This window comes from Lysinibacillus capsici (genome assembly GCF_003367505.1).
GTDB classification, from domain to species: Bacteria; Bacillota; Bacilli; order Bacillales_A; family Planococcaceae; genus Lysinibacillus; species Lysinibacillus capsici.
In genome coordinates this window covers 28,985-47,764 of record NZ_PXXX01000014.1, presented here as the reverse complement: position 1 = coordinate 47,764, position 18,780 = coordinate 28,985, and the positions used below count along the sequence as shown (strand labels likewise).

Here is an 18,780-nt window from a genome sequence, read left to right as displayed (position 1 = left end):
CCTTCTTGGTTTCACACCCTTCATTTAATGAATCGTTAACTCTTAGGAGGCCATTCCCCATATAAACAAATAATAAAGCTTAGTCCTAAATACGGTTGCATATTGTTATGTGGTTGACTTCCACCAGCAGCATTAACGGTCATTAGATTCATTGGTTTATTTACTTGAGGTGTATAAACAGGGATGCTACCTTTCCCTTGCTGATCTGTCCATATTGCACCCGTTGGCTCATTATTAGTTGTTTGAATATTGTTACAATTCGCTTGATGGTTATGGCTAGGTATCTCATTTTCCAACAGCGTTACAGAGGATGCACCGCCCGTACTGCCTATAATTCTAGGCGTTAATCCTACACCTGTTCCTTGATGAATAGCAGCTCTACCATTTAAATTGGGTAATGCAAACGTGGTTTTACCATCTCCCCCATATCTGTTACCCAAAATAGCATATAATGCACTATTCGAGGCAATGTTTATTATCTGGCCATCGCATAAAGCCCAGTCTTTTGGTGCAAAATTACCGCCAAATATTCTAATTTCTCCAATATATGCTTCTGACACTTTCGTCTTCCTCCTTCCCCTAATCTCTTGATGGATAAATTCCTACTAAAGCTATGCAGTAATTCGCTACACTGTAAGGCTGCATATTTTGATGTGGCTGTGAGTTTCCTGCAGATGATAAAGCTTGTATGCTCATTTGTGTATTAAGCTGTGCTGTTTCATAGATGTTTTTAAAAGAAGTTCCCCATACATTTCCAGTAGCCACTTTCAACGTAGCACTTTCTGAACTACCATTAACAATATGTGTATGAGTTGGCATCTCATTAATTGTTAATACATGTACCTCTTCTCCTGCTTTTTGTCCACGTGGGATACTACTGCTTACATGAACTGGGACTCTTCCCCTTAAGTCAGGTAATGCAAATGTCGTAGAGCCATTACCACCATAAGTTGCTCCTAAAATTGAATACAGCGCTTGGTTTGTATTAATTTGCAATATTTGTCCATCACATCGCGCCCATCCGCTTGGAACTGTCCCAAAGCTAAATAATCGTATTTCACCTACATATTGTTCACTCATCCTTCATACCCCCTATTCTGTTGGATACATACCGTAAAGAGCAATAATGTAACTAATTGTTAAAAACGGCATTACATTGTTATGAGAAGCGTTTCCTCCCACACTTGAAACAATGGCGGCATTCATTGTGCCATTTGGTGGTTGTGTCGAATATTGTATATTTTTTGCCCAAACAGCATTTTCTGGACTAGGGGTTGTGCCATCAAGAGAAGAAGCTTTTACCTGATGTGTATGTGCAGGAAGCTGTGACGAGATTAAAGTGACGGTTTCCACCCCTCCCATTTGACCATTGACAAAGGTAGTACCAGTAGTTGGATTCTGTCCTTGATGTACTACAACCCTGCCTTGAAAATTTGGTAATGCAAAGGTTGATTGACCATCTCCCCCATAGGTTGTGCCAATCAAAGAAAAAAGTATTTCATTTTCGGAAATAGATAATAGTTGACCATTACAAAGAGCCCAGCCGTCTGGGGCATAATCGCCAGCAAATAATCGAATTTCTCCAACATATTGTTCCATTCTTAAAACCTCCTTACAAAATATTGCTTTACCTAGCACATTACAATAACAAGGTTAAAATTAGGTTAAAAAATATATTTTTCCAAAATGGACTAACCCACCTACCATTTAATCCAAAATATCAATACAATGTTGTTGCTTATAAGAAAGATTTAAGAGATAAAAGTGGGTAATGATATTACATCTATAAAAATATTAAACTAAATACCTAAAACCAGAATTCGTTTTTATTTCTGAGAATAAAAATGTCAAAAGCTATCGAGAGAAAACTTCTCGATAGCTTTTGTCTACAGTCTGAACATACTAACATTAATATGTTTTTATTTTATTTTTTCTTTTAGCCACTTTTTTATGCAACCTTTGAATAACTGAACGTGTTTCATCTAAATGATCCACTGTTTGCTCATAGGCACTCGTCACTACCCCCATAAATAAAATATCAATGACAAGTAACTGCGCTAGACGTGAGGAAGTGGCACCACTTCTAAAAGTTGCTTCAACATTGGGAGATACATATAAACAAATGTCTGCTAGGCTAGACACTAGTGAACTACCATAGCGCGTTAAACTAATTGTAGTGGCTGGTGTTTGGCCAGCTATTTCAAGGATTTTAGCCACTTCATGCGTTTCTCCGGAGAAGGAGATACCTACTACCACATCCCCCTTCTGTGCATTGACAACGGCTGTAGCTCCTAAATGCAAATCCACAAATGCCCTACTATTTTTATTGATTCGTAAAAATTTTTGATCCGCATCCATTGCTGCTATACCTGATGCACCCACTCCAAAAAATATAATTTTACGGGCTTGTGATAAGGCCGTTACGGCACGCTCCAATTCAGCAATATCTATTAAATTAGCTGTTTGTGTCAAAATTTCACTACTTTGCATCGTTACCTTCTCTACAATCGATGGCAGCGCTTCATTCGCCTCAATATCTCGATCTTCAACTTTAGCATGTTGTAAATCACCAGCAATGCGCAATTTCAGCTCTTGAACACCACTAATATTTAACGATTTACACAGCCGAATAACTGCGGCACTACTTGTTTGACTTGCCTCTCCTAGTTCAACCGCTGTCATTTTTATAGCCTGTGTTGGGTGTGCTAATATATAGCTTGCCACCTTTTTTTCGGAGAGTGGAAGCTTTTCGCACATTTCAGCAAGCATAATTAAACCCGCATTTATTTTTTCCATTTTTCCAGCTCCATCTCTAGATAAAAGGAAGTTATCCATGTACCTCCTTCATCAATATTTCTTTAGAGACACCGCTCTCCGCACATGCCCTTCTGATTGAGCAAGTAATTCCGTCGCCTCTTCAATCGTTGTATTCGTCAGTAGCACCACAATCGCGAGCTTTACTTGATAATTGTTTTGCTCCAGAACACTTTCAGCCTGATTATAAGAAACTCCCGTTACCTCACAGACGATTTGTTTGGCTCTCTCTCGCAATTTAAAATTACTAGCATGAACGTCCACCATTAAATTTTTATAGACCTTTCCAAGCTTAATCATGGTTGTCGTTGTAATCATATTTAATATTTGTTTATGAGCTGTTGCAGCCTTTAGTCTTGTAGAACCTGTTAAAATTTCTGGTCCTGTAATCACCTCTATTGCAATATCTGCATGCTTACTAATAATAGAATGAGCGTTGCTCACTAAGCTGATTGTTTTTGCCCCTAGTTGTTGAGCATAATTTAATGCTCCTTTGACAAAAGGCGTTCGACCGCTTGCTGCAATCCCTATCACTACATCTCGGTTTGTTAGCTGTTGTTTCTGTAGTTCAACCTCTCCTAATGAAAGATCATCTTCTGCACCTTCTATGGCAATCATTACTGCATCTGCTCCTCCAGCCAATATTGCCTGCACAAGCTTTGGTGATGTACTAAATGTAGGTGGACATTCTACGGCATCTAGCAAACCAATTCGCCCACTTGTCCCTGCACCAACATAAAATAATCTACCGCCTTTCTTTAGTGCATCCACAACAGCTGTGACAGCCTGCTCGATTTCAGGTAAAACCTTTGCTATGGCTAATGGTACTTTTTTATCCTCTTCATTCATCAGCTTTACAATTTCAATAGTGGACATTAAATCTAGATTTGTCGTATCTGGATGATAGCCTTCAGTCGTCAGTTTTGTCATTCGTTCCATTGAAATCAAATCCCTCCACACTATTTTTCATGGATACTCATCCAAGTTCCTTTTACCTTTCGTTGTAAAGCCTCTGTGATTGGAATTCCTTCACTGAGAAGTCCATTAACGAAAGCTCCTATAACAGGTGGCACCTCTGGTTGTATTAGTCGATTAGGTATTTTAGCAAGCTGTAATTTTTCTCGAAAGCATTGAACAAAATAAAAATTTTCGAATAAACCTCCACATAGGACAATAGAGTCACCTTTTAGCTGAGGCTCTTTTTTCAACATTATTTGGATGAAATGAGTTAAATGATGAGCAGCGTGTTCAATAATTTTTTGTGCCCTATCATTATTTTGCTCTGCTAAACGCAACACCACACGAGCTACGGAGGCTATGAGTACACGTGGCTGTGGATGCTCATAAACATGCGTAATAATTTCAGTAGGATTCTTTAATGCTAGCTGCTCCATAATAGTCGCTGTAAACAGATCCTCATTCACGCCAATAGCATCATAATGTCGCGTAATCAATCGCAATGCCTCTTGCCCAATATAGTAGCCACTGCCCTCATCTCCTAATAAATAACCCCATCCTCCAACACGACTAACTTGATGATTTTTTCCAACTGCATATACGATGGAACCCGTTCCTGCTATCACAACGAGCCCTTGCTGTGTAAATGTGCCGCTAGTAAGTGCCGCTACCGCATCATTGGTGATGGTTATCTTACAGGAGCTAGCAGGGAAAAGGAAGCTAATCCATTGCTCCCAGCGTTCTTTATCTAACTGGCGATCGCCCCCTGCCACACATAAGAACACCGCAGCAATATCATTATTTGTTGCATCTATCTTTTGTAGTAACGTGGCAAGGAGCTTGATAATATGTAGCCTTACCTCGTCAGGTGGCGTTGATTTTATATTCGTTCCAGCTCCTTCAACAAAAGCCAGCACTTCCCCTTTTCTTGTCCCAATCACTGCACGAGTTCTCGTCCCACCACCATCGACCCCAATAATGTATTGCCTATTTAATGGCACCAGCCGTCAGCCCCTCCATAAATTGCTTTGAGGCAATAAAGAATAATAGGATCATTGGTAATGAAGCTAATGTTAAACCTGCAAAAAGAGAGCCCCAATCTGCCGAATGCTCACCAAAAAGTGACATCATTCCAACAGGTATCGTCCGTTTCATTTTTTCTGTAATAAAAATAAGTGGGAAGAAGAAATCATTCCATGAAGCAATAAAATTTATAATAACCACTGTTCCAAGGGCAGGTCTCATTAACGGTAACATTACATGCCAAAGAACTCTTAAGTTCCCCGCCCCATCTATACGGGCTGCTTCCTCTAATTCATAAGGCATTGTTTTAAAAAAGCCAGTTAAGATCAGCATGGATAATGGAATACTTGTCGCCATGTTCATCAAAATTAAAGACCATAAGGAATTTATCAGTCCTAAATCACGCATTAATATAAAGAGCGGGACAATCCCCAATTTTATAGGAATCATCATGCCTAATAAAAAAATAAAGAACAATGCATGATTCCAAGAAAATTTAAAGCGAGCAATATAAAATGCAGCCAGTGAACAAACAACCACTATTAGTATCACAGATACAATACTGACAAATAGACTGTTTAGAAAGTATGTTGTAAATGGAATTTTTGCTAATAATGTACGATAAGTATCTAAGCTAAAGCTAGTCGGTAAACCCAATGGATTTTTATAGATATCCACGCTCTTTTTAAATGAAGATAAAATCATTAACAAAATTGGATATAAACTAATGGTCGCCACCGTAAACACCACAAGATAATAAAATGGTCGAACCCAAATAGCGCCTTGCTTCACTATAATCACCCCTTACATTTGAACATTCTTTTTATTGGTAAAGCGTAAAAATAGCGTGGTACAAACTAATATAAATAAGAATAGTACTGTAGCTAACGCCGAACCCAACCCAATAGCTGTTGCCCCAGAAGCGGTAGAGCTACCAAATGCTAAGCGATAGAAAAACACAGCTAACGTATCTGTAGAATAGTACGGCTCTCCCATGGAGCCCTGCATTGCATATACTAATTCAAATGCTTCAAATGACTGGATAAATGTTAAAATGCCCATGATCATAATTGATGGCACCATTAAAGGCAAGTAAATCGTACGCAATAAAGTAAAACCCTTAGCGCCATCTAACTTTGCAGCTTCGACTAACTCACTTGGGATCCCTTGAAAGCCAGCAAGAAAAATTAAGACACCAAAACCTAATCCAAACCAACAATTGACTAAAATAATGGCGATTAACGCCGTGTTGGGATCACCAAGCCAAGCCTTTTGTAAAGTTTCAAGACCTAATTTCTCCAAAATGACATTTAAAGTACCAAAATTCGGATTTAGAATGAGCTTCCATAAGAAACCTACAACAATCACTGATAATAATCGCGGTAGAAAGAAAGCAGCCTTAAAAAACTCTGCACCTTTAATTTTTTGATAAATAATAAAGGCAAGAAAGAAGGCTAATCCATTCATCACAATCATTTGCACAACAAAATAGAGGACATTATGTTTAAAGGCATTCCAAAACATGGAGCCATAGGGTTCTGTCGTAAAAAGCGTCACAAAATTTTGGAAACCGATAAAATCACCACGAGCCATCCCTTTCCATTCAAAAAAACTATAGGATAATGCCGCTAATATCGGATAAAGCACAAACAACCCATAGATTATTAGTGCAGGAATAGGGAAAAGATGGATAGTCCACCTTACTCTCGATTTCCTCCTTCTTACTGATGGAGCTGTATATTCTCTTATCATGAGCAGCCTCCTTTTACTAATCATGAAACAACAAGACCCCTAAACTCCTTATAGCACTTCAGGGGTCTACTGACTTGATACTTTCATTATTTTTGAAATGGCGTAAACCAAGTTTTAGCGTTTTCCTGTACTTTTGTGGCAACCTCTTCAGGCGTTACTTGACCTAAATACATGCCTTGTAGCTCACTTTCAAGCAAGCTCTTTGTTGTTGGGTCCCCACCAGTAAAATTAGTTACCCACATATATGGCGTTGCTTCATTTGCAGTCGAATGACTAATAGCATTTAACAATGCATCGTCAGAGGTAATACCTGGAATAGCGCTGATCATAGAAAACTCTTTTACAAACAAATCGCCAAACTCCTTAGTTGTTAAAAATTCTAAAAATACTTTAGCTGCTTCTTTATTTTTCGAATTAGCATTGATCGCAAATGAGCCATCTACCCAAGTCGTCACTGTTGTATTACTCTCTTTAGATGGAATAGGAAAATAACCTAAATCTAAATCTGGATTCATTTCTAATACAACAGGAATTTCCCAGCTACCTAACGGGAACATTGCCGCGTCTTCTAGTGCAAACAAAGTACGGATATCATCCATTCCTAAGCCTTCTGAATTGACAGGAAAATACTTTTTCAAGTCATTCATTACTTGAATGGATTCAATAAACTTCGGATCTGTAAAATCCTTTTCTCCTGCGAGCACTGCTTGGTAAAAGTCATTGCCCTCATAAACAGCAGGACCGACAATACCGTGTAGCAACGATAATAGCCAGCCTTCTTTTGTACCCATTGCAATTGGTGTAATACCCTTTTCTAATAATTGATCATTTAATGCTATGAATTCATCCCATGTAGTAGGAATTTCAAGATTATTATCTTTAAAAATCTTCTTATTATAGAAAAATTGTGTAGAGCTTAAGTTAATTGGTACACCGTACTGATTCCCTTGGTCATCACGAGAAGCCTGTAATGCTTCTTCAGGAAATACATTCAATCCATTTAAACTGTTTATTTTCTCAACATAACCTGCCTCCGCAAGCTTCAATCCAGCTGCATAAGGACGTAAGTGAAAAATATCTGGACCCTCTCCAGCCTGTAATGCCGTATTGAGGACTGTATTATATTCAGTATTTTTAGTTGGATTAAATGAAACATGTATTTCAGGATGTTGTGCATTGAATAAAGCAATCACTTTTTCATACTTGGCAACATCTTCTGTGCGCCAACTCCCTATTGTTAGCGAAACCTCTTCAGTTTTCGATTTCTCTTCATTATCAGGTGTGGTTGAGGTCGTTATTTTCTCGTTCGTGTTACAGCCTACTAAACCCACAACGAGTAATAAAAGAAGCAACAATAACCATTTACTCTTTTGTCTCATACCAGCAGATCCACCCTTCATATCAGTAATTTTTCATAAATCATCGTATGAAGCTTCTCTCTAATCCTTCCCATGTTTGTATTTCTCCCATAATGCACAGCATTCGTTAGTAAAATGACAAATGCCTTTTTTACAGGGTCCATCCAAATACTCGTGCCTGTAAATCCTGTATGACCAAATGAGCCCTTGCTCCACCTCCTACCAAAACAAAATGATGCTTCATCTCCTCCCCATACTTCAAACCCAAGTCCCCTCGTTTTAAAAGTTTTCGTATAGGCAAGCTCTAACCATTCATATGGAATTACACTTTGTTGCTTGATCCCCAACCAAATTTCCGCATACTTTGCTAAATCCTCTACACATGAAAATAAACCTGCACTACCAGCAATACCATCTAGTAATAAAGCTTTCTCATCATGGACTATTCCCTGTACAAATTGACCTGCCACCATTTCTGTAGATGCTGCAAGCCTTCTTGTATGCACAGGCAGTTGAAAACATGTATGATGCATGCCCCATGGCTTAAAAACCTCTTGCTCTACAAAACTTTTTAATGAAATGCCAGTAACTTCCTCAATCACCTTTCCTATAATAATCATACCTAAATCACTATATTGCACTTGTTCATTTGGCTGCCATACTACATCACTTGCCAGTACCTCCTGCAGGATGTCACGCTTATGATGTCTTTTAACTACAGGTGTTAAATCTGCTGGCAATCCTGAGCAATGCTGCAATAAATGCTGGATTGTAATAAGAGGATAATTAAAATCAGGCAAATAGGTTTGGACTGGATCTGTTATATAAACTTGATTTCGACTCATCAGGAGTAAAATAGCTGGGAGTGTTGCGACAACTTTTGTTAAGGAGGCTAAATCAAACAACGTATTACTTAAAATAGCTTGCTCGCTGCCATCCTCAGCAGTATAGGCTCCATAATTGCATGAAAATAGCCTTCTTTCTTGCTGCTGAACAATTAATACAGCACCTGGAATTTTCTGTTCTTTCACTAAGCCAGTTATATATGCATCTACCAAGGAAGCACCCCACTATTAAATATCTAAATTTTCTGTAAATTAGTATTATCATATAAAATAAAATGATGAAAAATAACACCAATCCTAAAATTTTTTTTCATGTGTACTCAATAAAAAAAGCCCTAGCCAGTAAATATTTACTGACTAGGGCTACTTTGTTTATTTAGTTGGTTTTTTTAAATCCATTGACGCTGCTGCGCTTTCAACTTTTACGCGTTTCAAGAAGAATGCAAGTACCACTGCAATCACTGTTATACCAGCTGCAATTAAGAAGGAATGCGTAATACCATCTAATAAGGCAGTTTGCATAATCTGATCTTGCATTTGTTGCATTTGCTCTGCTGTAGGCGCTGCTCCTGATTGTGCAGCATTCGCTTTGGCTTCTGCAATTAATTCTTCCGCTTTAACTTTTGTACGATTATTCATAAATGTTACAAGGATCGCACTACCGATTGCTCCTGATACCTGCTGTAATGTATTGTTAATCGCTGTACCATGTGGATTCATTATTTGTGGTAGTTGATTTAAACCGTTTGTCATAATAGGCATCATGACCATCGACATACCGAACATACGAATTGTATACATCGATACGATATATGTGTAGCTTGAATCAATTTCTAACTTTGTTAAACCGAAAGTTGCGATTGTTGTAATCGTTAATCCAATAATGGCTAACACACGTGGACCAAATTTATCGAAAAGCTTACCAGTGATTGGTGACATAATCCCCATGACAAGTGCTCCTGGAAGCATCATTAAGCCTGCTTCAAATGGTTCGATACCACGGATAGACTGTACATATGCTGGTGTTAAAATCATCCCTGAGAACATTGCCATAGAGACAATAACTGAGATAACAGACCCTAAAGCAAACATTGGATATTTATAGATACGTAGTTCCAGTAATGGCTCATCCATTTTCAGCTGTTTAACAACGAAAATAATTAAAGCGATGAAGCCAATTGTAATTGTGCCATATACCCATGGACTTGACCAACCTTTATCTCCTGCTGTACTAAAGCCGTATAAAATACCACCAAATGCAACTGTTGATAAAAGTACTGAAAGGAAATCTAAGTGAACTTCACGTGTCTCCATCACGTTTCTTAATTTCCAAACACCAAATAATAAACTAATTAAAGCAAATGGAATAATCATTTGGAAAAGCATACGCCAATCATGATGTTCCACAATATACCCTGATAATGTAGGACCAATTGCTGGCGCCATAATCATAACTAAACCAAAGATCCCCATTGCTGCCCCACGCTTTTCTTTCGGGAAGCTTGTTAGCATAACGTTCATTAAAAGTGGTGACATACTAGAAGCTCCGGCTGCTTGCACCATACGACCTGCTAGCAGCACGCCAAAATTAGGAGCGAAACCTGCCATAATTGTACCAATTGTAAAGATAGACATCGCTGTAATAAATAAATGTCTATTTTTAAAGCGTGTCACAAAGAATGCTGAAGCAGGCACTAGAATACCGCTCACAAGCATATACCCTGTTGCTAACCATTGTACTTTTGAATAGGTGATCCCAAAATCTTTCATGATTGTTGGTAATGCCACATTCAACAATGTGTTATTTAGAAAAGCAACAAAAGCACCCACAAATAGAATAGCTATCATGCCATAAGGGGGCTTTTTCATTGTTTGCTCACTATTCATTTATATCCCTCAATTCTTTCTTGTGTTTTACGATAAAACTTATTTTATACTCGTAGTCTACTTTTTTCAACAAATAAGTTTATATTTTTTATAAACGTTGATATAAAAGCATTCCAAGTGTAGAATAAGAGTATAATATTATAAAAAAGGTGAGGTTATGAACAAAAGAAAAAGACAAATTATAACAGCAGCACGTGAACTTTTTATTGAAAAAGGCTTTCTAGATACATCAATTAATGACATCATCAATGCGGCTAAAATCTCTAAAGGTACATTTTATAATCATTTTACTTCGAAAAATGAATGCTTAATCGCCATCTTAGATGAAGGTCGCGAAGAAGCTAGTAATCGTCGCCATGAGCTCATTTATGGCAAAGACCCTACAGATTTAGAGGTATTGACGCAGCAAGTCGCTGTTCTCATGTATGTCAATCGTGAACATAATTTAGTACAGATATTCGAATCCATCTTCCAATCAAGAGATAAAGAACTAAAAAAAATTATTATTAATTACCATTTACAAGAACTAGAATGGCTCGCCAATCGTCTAGTACAAGTCTTTGGAGAAGAGATTAGCCCTATTAGCTATGAATGTGCTGTTCAAACACTTGGAATGATTAACCTCACTCTACGTGCTGTCTTTATTGCCGATTATAAATATATCAATCGAGAAGCTATTGTACGTGTAGCATTGCGCAATATTAGCGTAATTATACCCACTATGCTTGAGTCAAAAGAGATTATCGTAAGTGTTGAAATGATTAATACCATTCAAAATGTCGTGAACTATAAAACCGTTACAAAAGGAATGGTTATTGAACAACTACAAGGATTTACAAAGGGATTATCGAATAACGAAACAATGGAAGGTTTGGAGTATGCACAATTCTTATTAGAAGAATTGCAGAAGGAAAAACCAAAGCTTTTTATCATCGAATCACTTCTTACACCTTTCCGTAAAGCTTTCGTCGGCACAGAACATATCGCAGAAGCCCGTGACATCGCCAATAACTTATGGCGTTACGTAAAAATTGAACAGCCCGCTGAACGATGTACGAAAAATAAATAAAAAAAGAGGTATCAAATGAACACTTTGATACCTCTTTACTCTGTTGAATGAAATTAAGTTCTATGACAGACCTTTGTACAATCTTAAGAAAGCCCAGAGATTCAACTTAATGACATTGAAATTTTAGCACAAAGATTGTCCCATCCTTACCTGAACGGACACTAATTGTACCATTGTGTAAATCAATGAGCTGCTTCGTAATGGCTAGTCCTAGCCCTGTTCCTGTTATATCGTCTGTTGTATTCGTACCTCGATAATAGCGTTCGAATAGATTATCGAGCTCCTCCTGTGGAATACCAGGTCCTTGATCAGCAATGGTAAGCATTACTTCTTTACCAGTATGTTGTGCTTCCACAATTACCTTCGTGCCTTCAGGGGTATATTTTTTCGCATTGGTAATTAAATTATCCATTATTCGCTTGAGTAAAAGCTCATCCGCTTGTAACAACACATCACCATACACCTTCACACACACCTGTTCGTCTGCAAATTGTGGTAGCCATGTTGCTAGCGGCAGTACCACTTTATCTAGCTGTATGGCTTTATTTTTTAATTGATACGTATACGTCAAATCCTGAATAAGTGCATCCATATAGGTTGCCTTTTCCTGCATGGTCTGTGCAAAAATACGCATCTCATCCTTTGTCCACTCATAATCCTCCGATGCCAGCATCGTTGAATAACCGTAAATTGAGCTTAACGGGGTCTTTAAATCATGCGATAAACCTGTTATCCACTCCTCCCGTAATTGCTCTGCATGCTTGATTTGCCTTTCATTTGAATCAAGTCGCTCTGATAAGTGATTGAGTGACTCTTCTACAGGTTGGAACAGTTTAAATTTTCTTTTCAACTTACCCGTCTTTTTATGATGGATTTTTTTGTCACTAATCTCACTGTAATCGAATTGGGTAAGTCGCTCAATGCGCGATATCACATAGACAAGTGGTCGTACGAATTGACGTGAAATACTAATAGATAAGAAAATAACGCCCAACAGCAAAATAATATGTCCCCCAAAGAAGATAGAAACAAACAGTACCATTGCCTTATTAAAAGGCTCTTCAAATGGCTTATACGATGGATTAGGCATTCTTACAACAAATGTCCTATCGTTGGCTAAGGCTGTACTTTGCTTCAGCTCCGCATGCTCGAAAATATCGTATTTTTCCTCTAGTAATTGTGGCTTATTTAGCTTCTCATAACGTTCGCCTATGACCTCAATTCGATTCCATTGCTCGTCATAAATTTCAACACTAGCTTTATTTTCTTTTAGACGTTGCCGTGTTACAGCTGAAATGTCCCCTGTCGCTGTCCAGTTTTCAAGCGCATCCTCAAAAAGTGGTTGCACAGGAGTAGTTGGAAGAAATAATAAGTAGTAATTCGGCAATTCCCATGTATGCATGCCTGGTTGCTGCAATGCCAATATTTCACTATCTGACTTTCCACATAGACCACATGTATCTCCTGTATAATCAACAATCGTCATGGTTGGATCAAATAAATAAAGCTGTCCAACATTTTCTTCAGCTCTCTTCACTAAATAATCAGCAATTTTAACTGTCTTCCCTTGCTCTACAACTGCATCATCTTCGATTTCAAAGGAGCTCATCACATGAATGTTGTCACCAACACGGTCATTGATAAAAATAGCAAAAAACACCAAACTCATAATAAAACCTGAAATGATCAATAGATAGAATATGATGAAATACGAAACAAAGCGGAGTGTTAATTTTCCAGCAGGCTTCATGAAGAAATGTCCCCAACAAGCTTATAGCCAATGCCTCTGACAGTAATAATGCATGTTGGCTTTCCAGGATTTTTTTCTATTTTTTCTCGCAGCTTTCTTATATGTACCATCACTGTATTATCATCAAATAAACAATCACCCCATACACGTTCGTATATTTGCTCTTTTGATAACACTTGCCCTGCATTGTCACATAAATATTTTAATAAATGAAACAAGCGACCACTGATTATTTCCTTTACACCGTCTACCTCAATTTCTGCTGCATCAATGTCAAATGTAAAACGGCTGCAAGTAAATATGTGATTTTCTGGTACACCTTTTTTCTTCATATAACGGACTAGCTGCACCTTTACTCGTGCTACAAGCTCTAAGGGGTTAAATGGTTTTGTAATATAATCATCTGCACCATTCATAAAACCACGAAGCTTATCTGCATCACTACTTTTTGCGGTTAAATAAAAAATAGGGGCATCACTTTTTTCTCGAATACTATTCGCAATATCCAGCCCACTTCCATCTGGTAGCATGATATCTAATAGATAAAAATCAAATGTTTTAGTATTCATTTCATCTTTTGCTTCTTCAATTGTATTACATAAGGTAATATTGTTAATTCCTTCTTTTCTTAAAATGATTTCAATCATTTCAGCAATGGCACGTTCATCCTCTAACACTAAAATTGATGCTTCCTGCATTTCCTCACCTACTTTTAAGATTACTTTAAGGTAGTCATTATTTCACCATAAGCTTCCCTATTTATTATATGTATAAGATAACCAATTAAGGAGATAAAACGCAATGACAACTAATCGTGTTACTTTCATTGATACAATGCGTGGATTTAGTTTATTTGGCATCTTAATGGCAAATTTGCTAATCTTCCAATTCGGGATGTATGGCAAAGATGAATTAAAAAATCTTTCTACCTTAGATAACGGGGCTTTATATTTTGTAAAAGTTGTGATTGAAGGCTCGTTTATGCCCATCTTCACTATTTTATTCGGCTTCTCACTTATTAAATTAATTGAATCCATCCGCAGAAAAAAGAATAAAAGCCGTTGGTCTATTTTACGTCGTGCAACAGGATTAATTGCCCTTGGCTTATTACATTCTATTTTATTGTGGGAAGGCGATATTCTATTTTCTTATGGCTGTATGATGTTATTTTTAATCCCATTTATTAATCGTAAACCAAAAACTTTATTTATTTGGGCTGGTATCCTATTTGTACTAACTACGGCGTTAACATACGGCTCTATGGAAACGTCTAAAAAAGAACAAAAAGAGATAGACACATACATCGAGCAAGCGGATGATGTTTACGCTAACGGCAGCTACTTAGAAATTTTTGATTTTAGAGCTAATGCCGAAGTACCAGGAATGGATGATTCTTCATTTATTTTCATTATATTAATTTTTGCACCTATGTTCTACGCACCACTATTCCTGTTTGGGATGGCGCTTGCTAAGAAGCAAGCCTTCGTGGAGATGAATAAGGAAATGAAATGGTATAAGCTTGGTGCTCTCCTTGTACCTATAGGACTCGTATGTAAAAGTGTAAGTTTTATAGAAAGTAAAAGTGCATTTTCTTCTATTTTATTAATGGGCGGCTCCCAGTTATTAGCGATTGGCTATGTTTGCCTCGCAGCATACATTTATAACACCCGTCCAGTTCAACTACTGGCTCCTGCATTTGAGAGCATTGGCAAACTATCACTAACCAATTATTTACTACAAACCATCATTTGTACAACTGTTTTTTATGGCTATGGCCTTGGCCTATATGGCAAATTAGGGGTCTTTGGCGGAATCCTTTTCGGAATCGTTGTTTATAGCCTGCAATGTGTTTTCAGCCTTGCCTATTTAAAGAAATTTAAACGTGGTCCATTTGAAACAATTTTACGAATATGGACAAATTGGTCTTGGACTGGTCAAGTAAAATAAAACCCCTCAAACAAGCAAATTAGAAAGGAATATTTTTTATGAATAGTGACACAAAAGAAGACTTTACAGACTCATGGTGGTTTTTAGGCATTTGTGCAGCTGTAGCAGTAATTTTAACACTATTTGCCTTTTCATAGACAATATCGATTTCATTTGCCTCCTTGCTGTATACTAGTATTACAACTATACAGCCTAGGGGGTATTTTGTTGTTACATCGTATTATGATTACTGGCTATAAACCACATGAGCTTGGTATTTTTAATGACAAACATCCTGGTATTGTCATCATAAAGAAAGCACTGGAAGCTCATCTACGTACACTGCTTGATGAAGGACTCGAATGGGTTATTATCAGCGGTCAGCAGGGCGTAGAAACTTGGAGTGCTGAAGTTGTTTTAATGTTAAAAAAAGAATTCCCACTTTTAAAATACGCCGTGATCACACCTTTTTTAGAGCAAGAGAAAAATTGGCAAGATCATAAAAAAGAAAAGTATCAAGCATTAATTGCCCAAGCTGATTTTGTCACAAGCGTGACCAAAAAACCCTATGAAGCTCCTTGGCAATTTATTGAGAAGGACAAATTTATTATCCAAAATACAGATGGACTTTTATTAATTTATGATGAAGAAAATGAGGGTTCACCCAAATATATCAAACGGCTTGCAGAAAAATATATGGAGTCCCATGATTATAATCTTTTAACAGTAACTGCCTATGACTTACAATTAATAGCTGAAGAAATTCAACAGCAAAACTGGTAGAAAAATATTGATATAATTTTCTGACAATTATATACTAGAAGTAATAAAAGCTGATTGTTCTTATGGTTTTTACCTATAATTTGAAAGGAGCTGTCATCATTTGAATAAACATATTGAAATGATTCTTGAAGCTTCTCCCGTAAATGTGTCACATGATACGTATCGTAGAGAATGTCGGTATACACGGGGAATTCATATTGAAGAACAAGAATTTCTTGCTTTTTAAATACAATGAGTCATGATTCACGCTTATATTTTGATTTCCATAATCCACGTAAAGAGATTAAAAAGGGAACCTATTTGAATGGACACTCCGGTTTAGCCTACAATATTTATGAGTACTATAAACAAAATTATAATATTGAGATATCCGAATTAATCAACGGTAAAGATTTTTATGTAAAAATCGTATAAAGCTGAAGCCCCGTTAAAGTTTTAACTTTAACGGGGCTTCTTTGACCTTATAGGTCTGCTACTTGAGCACCTAATTCTTTATTATTATACATTTCTGTATCTAATTCTTTAGTAATACGCGCTGTTGTAACACCAGCAGTCATTGAACCACTTACATTTAACGCTGTACGACCCATATCAATTAAAGGCTCAACAGAGATTAATACACCTGCTAGAGCAATTGGTAAATCAAGTGCTGATAATACAAGGATAGCTGCAAATGTTGCACCACCACCAACACCTGCTACGCCAAATGAGCTAACTGCTACTACTGCAATAACTGTAATAATGAACACAGGGTCAAGTGGATTAATGCCGACTGTCGGTGCAATCATAATGGCTAACATCGCAGGATATACACCTGCACAACCATTTTGACCGATTGATAATCCGAATGAGCCTGAGAAGTTTGCAATCCCCTCAGATACTCCAAGACGACCTGTTTGCGTTTTAATATTCATCGGTAAAGTACCAGCACTAGAACGTGATGTAAAGGCGAATAATAATGTTTCTGCCGATTTTTTCAAATACGTAAATGGATTTAAACCACTTAATGTAATGATTAATAAGTGTACGATTAAAACAATAAATAGAGCTACATAAGAAGCAATAACAAACTTACCTAAATTATAGATAGCTCCAAAATCAGATGTTGCTACCGTACGAGCCATAATCGCTAGAATTCCATATGGCGTTAAGCGTAATACAATTGTTACAACACCCATTACAAGGGCATAGATGGCATCCAAGCCTTTTTTAATTGTAGCTGCTGTTCCCTCATCCTTACGTGCCACACGTAAATAAGCAAAACCAAGGAATGCTGAGAAAATTACAACCGCAATCGTTGAAGTAGAACGAGCACCCGTTAAATCAAGGAACGGATTTGCTGGGAATAACTCAATAATTTGTGTTGGTAAATCAGGAGCTGCTAAGCCCGTTGTTTTTTCTTCAAGGTATTGACCACGTGCAGTTTCTGCGTCACCTTGTAAAATTTGTGTTGCATCTAAATCAAAGACTGTTGCAGAAAGAATACCTACAGCTGCCGAAACGGCTGTTGTACCGATTAAAATGGCTAAAATAAGTGCTGCCATTTTTCCGAAATTTTTACCAATCTTCATTTTAGTAAATGCAATTAAAATGGAAATAAATACTAATGGCATTGCTACCATTTGGAGCAGTTTCACATACCCAGTACCGATAATATTGTACCAAGATGTTGTTTTGGCTAATACTTCAGAATCGAGACCATAAATAAAATGAAGTCCAAGACCAAGTACAATCCCTAAGCCTAAACCGGCAAAAACACGATTAGAAAACTTAACGTGCTTTTTATTCATAACATATAAAATTCCAACGAACACAAGTAACACTGCTACGTTAAGAATGATTTGTAAATTCGACAATGGAATGCCTCCTAAGATGTTTTATAATAATGTAATCGAATTATATACCCATAATCCCTATAATTCAAGTATGTTTTATTAAGATTAATAAATTCCTATAACAAAATGCTTTCTTGCTAAGGATTATACCCCGAAAAATGGCGTAACAATCATCCTCTGGCAATGGATTAATCATGGAAAAGATCTTAAAAAATGTTTGTAAATGTATAGCTAGTTTAATCAATGCCACTACATTTGGTGACAAATGAGTAACTGCCCCTATACTGTTAGTTTTTAACAGTGCAGGAGCAGCCTTTTAAGTATTATTTTCTAATTACAAATCTTGGTTCGTAGTCACTAATGATGTCAAACACACCGTCATTATAGCAGTAGATATGATGTTCTACGGTAGGAATTTCTTTGCTTCCAATCCACGGGAGTTGATCAAACCATTCTATATAATCTGAATTGCTCATTTTATAAAACCATTCTGCTGAAGAATTTTTAGATTGTTCTTGGGTCGTGGCTTCAGTGACCATGTCTACTAAATCAGATCATGGGATTTCTCCAGTATAGCGAAAAGACCAAACATAATCGTGAATAGGAGACATCTTATCATAGATAATATCAACTTCTGTATTGTTTCGATCTATTAATGTTAAGCAGAGCCCTCGATCTGTATAATTCAATGTGGCATTAACGATTTGGGCTCTTTTTAAGCAAGTGACAGGTTGCCAAATGTGCAGTCTTCTTGAATCCATCTAAACCTCCTGTAACCAAA

General features: G+C 37.2%; 19 protein-coding genes. 4 read left to right on the top strand and 15 right to left on the bottom strand.

The window, feature by feature from the left end:
- Positions 1–35: 35 nt before the first annotated feature.
- The 11 genes from C7B89_RS13110 to C7B89_RS13060 form a co-directional block, all read right to left on the bottom strand.
- Positions 36–560, bottom strand: coding sequence for a phage tail protein (locus C7B89_RS13110; protein ID WP_115673864.1), 525 nt, complete (start codon positions 558–560; stop codon positions 36–38).
- A 19-nt stretch (positions 561–579) separates the two neighbouring features.
- Entirely contained in the window at positions 580–1,080 is a 501-nt protein-coding gene (locus C7B89_RS13105; protein WP_115673863.1) for a phage tail protein, read from the bottom strand.
- 12 nt (positions 1,081–1,092) lie between these two features.
- The gene (locus C7B89_RS13100) at positions 1,093–1,599 is read right to left on the bottom strand and encodes a phage tail protein (protein WP_054548699.1); all 507 of its coding nucleotides are present in this window, start codon (positions 1,597–1,599) and stop codon (positions 1,093–1,095) included.
- A gap of 309 nt (positions 1,600–1,908) precedes the next feature.
- Entirely contained in the window at positions 1,909–2,796 is an 888-nt protein-coding gene (locus tag C7B89_RS13095) for a MurR/RpiR family transcriptional regulator (RefSeq protein WP_208644733.1), read from the bottom strand.
- A 51-nt stretch (positions 2,797–2,847) separates the two neighbouring features.
- On the bottom strand, positions 2,848–3,753 hold the full coding sequence (gene murQ / locus C7B89_RS13090) for an N-acetylmuramic acid 6-phosphate etherase (protein WP_103117332.1): 906 nt from the start codon (positions 3,751–3,753) through the stop codon (positions 2,848–2,850).
- Positions 3,754–3,773: 20 nt separating this feature from the next.
- Positions 3,774–4,772 carry an N-acetylglucosamine kinase gene (locus C7B89_RS13085; RefSeq protein ID WP_112117102.1) on the bottom strand — a complete coding sequence of 333 codons (999 nt, stop codon included), beginning with the start codon at positions 4,770–4,772 and terminating at the stop codon, positions 3,774–3,776.
- Positions 4,759–5,586 carry a carbohydrate ABC transporter permease gene (locus C7B89_RS13080; protein WP_115673892.1) on the bottom strand — a complete coding sequence of 276 codons (828 nt, stop codon included), beginning with the start codon at positions 5,584–5,586 and terminating at the stop codon, positions 4,759–4,761. The genes C7B89_RS13085 and C7B89_RS13080 overlap by 14 nt, the downstream gene beginning before the upstream one ends.
- Positions 5,587–5,598: 12 nt before the next feature.
- Entirely contained in the window at positions 5,599–6,546 is a 948-nt protein-coding gene (locus tag C7B89_RS13075) for a carbohydrate ABC transporter permease (RefSeq protein WP_115673861.1), read from the bottom strand.
- Positions 6,547–6,632: 86 nt separating this feature from the next.
- Positions 6,633–7,946 (bottom strand): ABC transporter substrate-binding protein, encoded by a 1,314-nt coding sequence (locus C7B89_RS13070; protein WP_175400797.1) that lies wholly within the window; start codon positions 7,944–7,946, stop codon positions 6,633–6,635.
- Positions 7,943–8,962 (bottom strand): serine hydrolase domain-containing protein, encoded by a 1,020-nt coding sequence (locus tag C7B89_RS13065; RefSeq protein WP_048391885.1) that lies wholly within the window; start codon positions 8,960–8,962, stop codon positions 7,943–7,945. The genes C7B89_RS13070 and C7B89_RS13065 overlap by 4 nt, the downstream gene beginning before the upstream one ends.
- A gap of 159 nt (positions 8,963–9,121) precedes the next feature.
- Positions 9,122–10,636: a DHA2 family efflux MFS transporter permease subunit gene (locus C7B89_RS13060; protein WP_115673860.1), complete on the bottom strand. Its 1,515-nt coding sequence runs from the start codon at positions 10,634–10,636 to the stop codon at positions 9,122–9,124.
- Between the two features lie 157 nt (positions 10,637–10,793).
- Here C7B89_RS13060 and C7B89_RS13055 point away from each other — a divergent pair, with 157 nt between their 5' ends.
- A complete protein-coding gene (locus C7B89_RS13055; protein WP_066038385.1) occupies positions 10,794–11,705 on the top strand; it encodes a TetR/AcrR family transcriptional regulator in 912 nt (303 codons plus the stop codon).
- Positions 11,706–11,811: 106 nt separating this feature from the next.
- Here the strand turns inward: C7B89_RS13055 and C7B89_RS13050 are convergent, their stop codons facing one another.
- Positions 11,812–13,455: a sensor histidine kinase gene (locus C7B89_RS13050; RefSeq protein WP_115673859.1), complete on the bottom strand. Its 1,644-nt coding sequence runs from the start codon at positions 13,453–13,455 to the stop codon at positions 11,812–11,814.
- A complete protein-coding gene (locus tag C7B89_RS13045) occupies positions 13,452–14,153 on the bottom strand; it encodes a response regulator transcription factor (RefSeq protein ID WP_048391893.1) in 702 nt (233 codons plus the stop codon). Before C7B89_RS13045 ends, C7B89_RS13050 begins: the two co-directional genes overlap by 4 nt.
- A 103-nt stretch (positions 14,154–14,256) precedes the next feature.
- Here C7B89_RS13045 and C7B89_RS13040 point away from each other — a divergent pair, with 103 nt between their 5' ends.
- From C7B89_RS13040 to C7B89_RS23430, 3 genes are all read left to right on the top strand, one after another.
- On the top strand, positions 14,257–15,402 hold the full coding sequence (locus C7B89_RS13040) for a DUF418 domain-containing protein (protein WP_115673858.1): 1,146 nt from the start codon (positions 14,257–14,259) through the stop codon (positions 15,400–15,402).
- 222 nt (positions 15,403–15,624) lie between these two features.
- Complete coding sequence (locus C7B89_RS13035) at positions 15,625–16,164, top strand: SLOG family protein (RefSeq protein WP_369700611.1); 540 nt, start codon at positions 15,625–15,627, stop codon at positions 16,162–16,164.
- Positions 16,165–16,264: 100 nt separating this feature from the next.
- On the top strand, positions 16,265–16,390 hold the full coding sequence (locus tag C7B89_RS23430; RefSeq protein WP_279629545.1) for a hypothetical protein: 126 nt from the start codon (positions 16,265–16,267) through the stop codon (positions 16,388–16,390).
- 235 nt (positions 16,391–16,625) lie between these two features.
- On the opposite strand, the gene C7B89_RS13025 is transcribed toward C7B89_RS23430, so the two are convergent.
- Both C7B89_RS13025 and C7B89_RS23260 read right to left on the bottom strand, forming a co-directional pair.
- Positions 16,626–18,020, bottom strand: a complete 1,395-nt coding sequence (locus tag C7B89_RS13025) for an L-cystine transporter (protein WP_004227708.1) — start codon at positions 18,018–18,020, stop codon at positions 16,626–16,628.
- A 533-nt stretch (positions 18,021–18,553) separates the two neighbouring features.
- The gene (locus tag C7B89_RS23260) at positions 18,554–18,760 is read right to left on the bottom strand and encodes a hypothetical protein (protein WP_244205660.1); all 207 of its coding nucleotides are present in this window, start codon (positions 18,758–18,760) and stop codon (positions 18,554–18,556) included.
- Positions 18,761–18,780 lie beyond the last annotated feature (20 nt).

Bases quoted from the DNA above. Each gene is read 5' to 3' on its own strand.
- C7B89_RS13055 (WP_066038385.1), top strand. From the start codon at position 10,794: ATGAACAAAAGAAAAAGACAAATTATAACAGCAGCACGTGAACTTTTT.
- C7B89_RS13095 (WP_208644733.1), bottom strand. From the start codon at position 2,796: ATGGAAAAAATAAATGCGGGTTTAATTATGCTTGCTGAAATGTGCGAA.
- C7B89_RS23260 (WP_244205660.1), bottom strand. From the start codon at position 18,760: ATGGATTCAAGAAGACTGCACATTTGGCAACCTGTCACTTGCTTAAAA.
- C7B89_RS13070 (WP_175400797.1), bottom strand. From the start codon at position 7,946: ATGAAGGGTGGATCTGCTGGTATGAGACAAAAGAGTAAATGGTTATTG.
- C7B89_RS13105 (WP_115673863.1), bottom strand. From the start codon at position 1,080: ATGAGTGAACAATATGTAGGTGAAATACGATTATTTAGCTTTGGGACA.
- C7B89_RS13050 (WP_115673859.1), bottom strand. From the start codon at position 13,455: ATGAAGCCTGCTGGAAAATTAACACTCCGCTTTGTTTCGTATTTCATC.
- C7B89_RS13100 (WP_054548699.1), bottom strand. From the start codon at position 1,599: ATGGAACAATATGTTGGAGAAATTCGATTATTTGCTGGCGATTATGCC.
- C7B89_RS13040 (WP_115673858.1), top strand. From the start codon at position 14,257: ATGACAACTAATCGTGTTACTTTCATTGATACAATGCGTGGATTTAGT.
- C7B89_RS13075 (WP_115673861.1), bottom strand. From the start codon at position 6,546: ATGATAAGAGAATATACAGCTCCATCAGTAAGAAGGAGGAAATCGAGA.
- C7B89_RS13060 (WP_115673860.1), bottom strand. From the start codon at position 10,636: ATGAATAGTGAGCAAACAATGAAAAAGCCCCCTTATGGCATGATAGCT.
- C7B89_RS13045 (WP_048391893.1), bottom strand. From the start codon at position 14,153: ATGCAGGAAGCATCAATTTTAGTGTTAGAGGATGAACGTGCCATTGCT.
- C7B89_RS13035 (WP_369700611.1), top strand. From the start codon at position 15,625: ATGATTACTGGCTATAAACCACATGAGCTTGGTATTTTTAATGACAAA.
- murQ (WP_103117332.1), bottom strand. From the start codon at position 3,753: ATGGAACGAATGACAAAACTGACGACTGAAGGCTATCATCCAGATACG.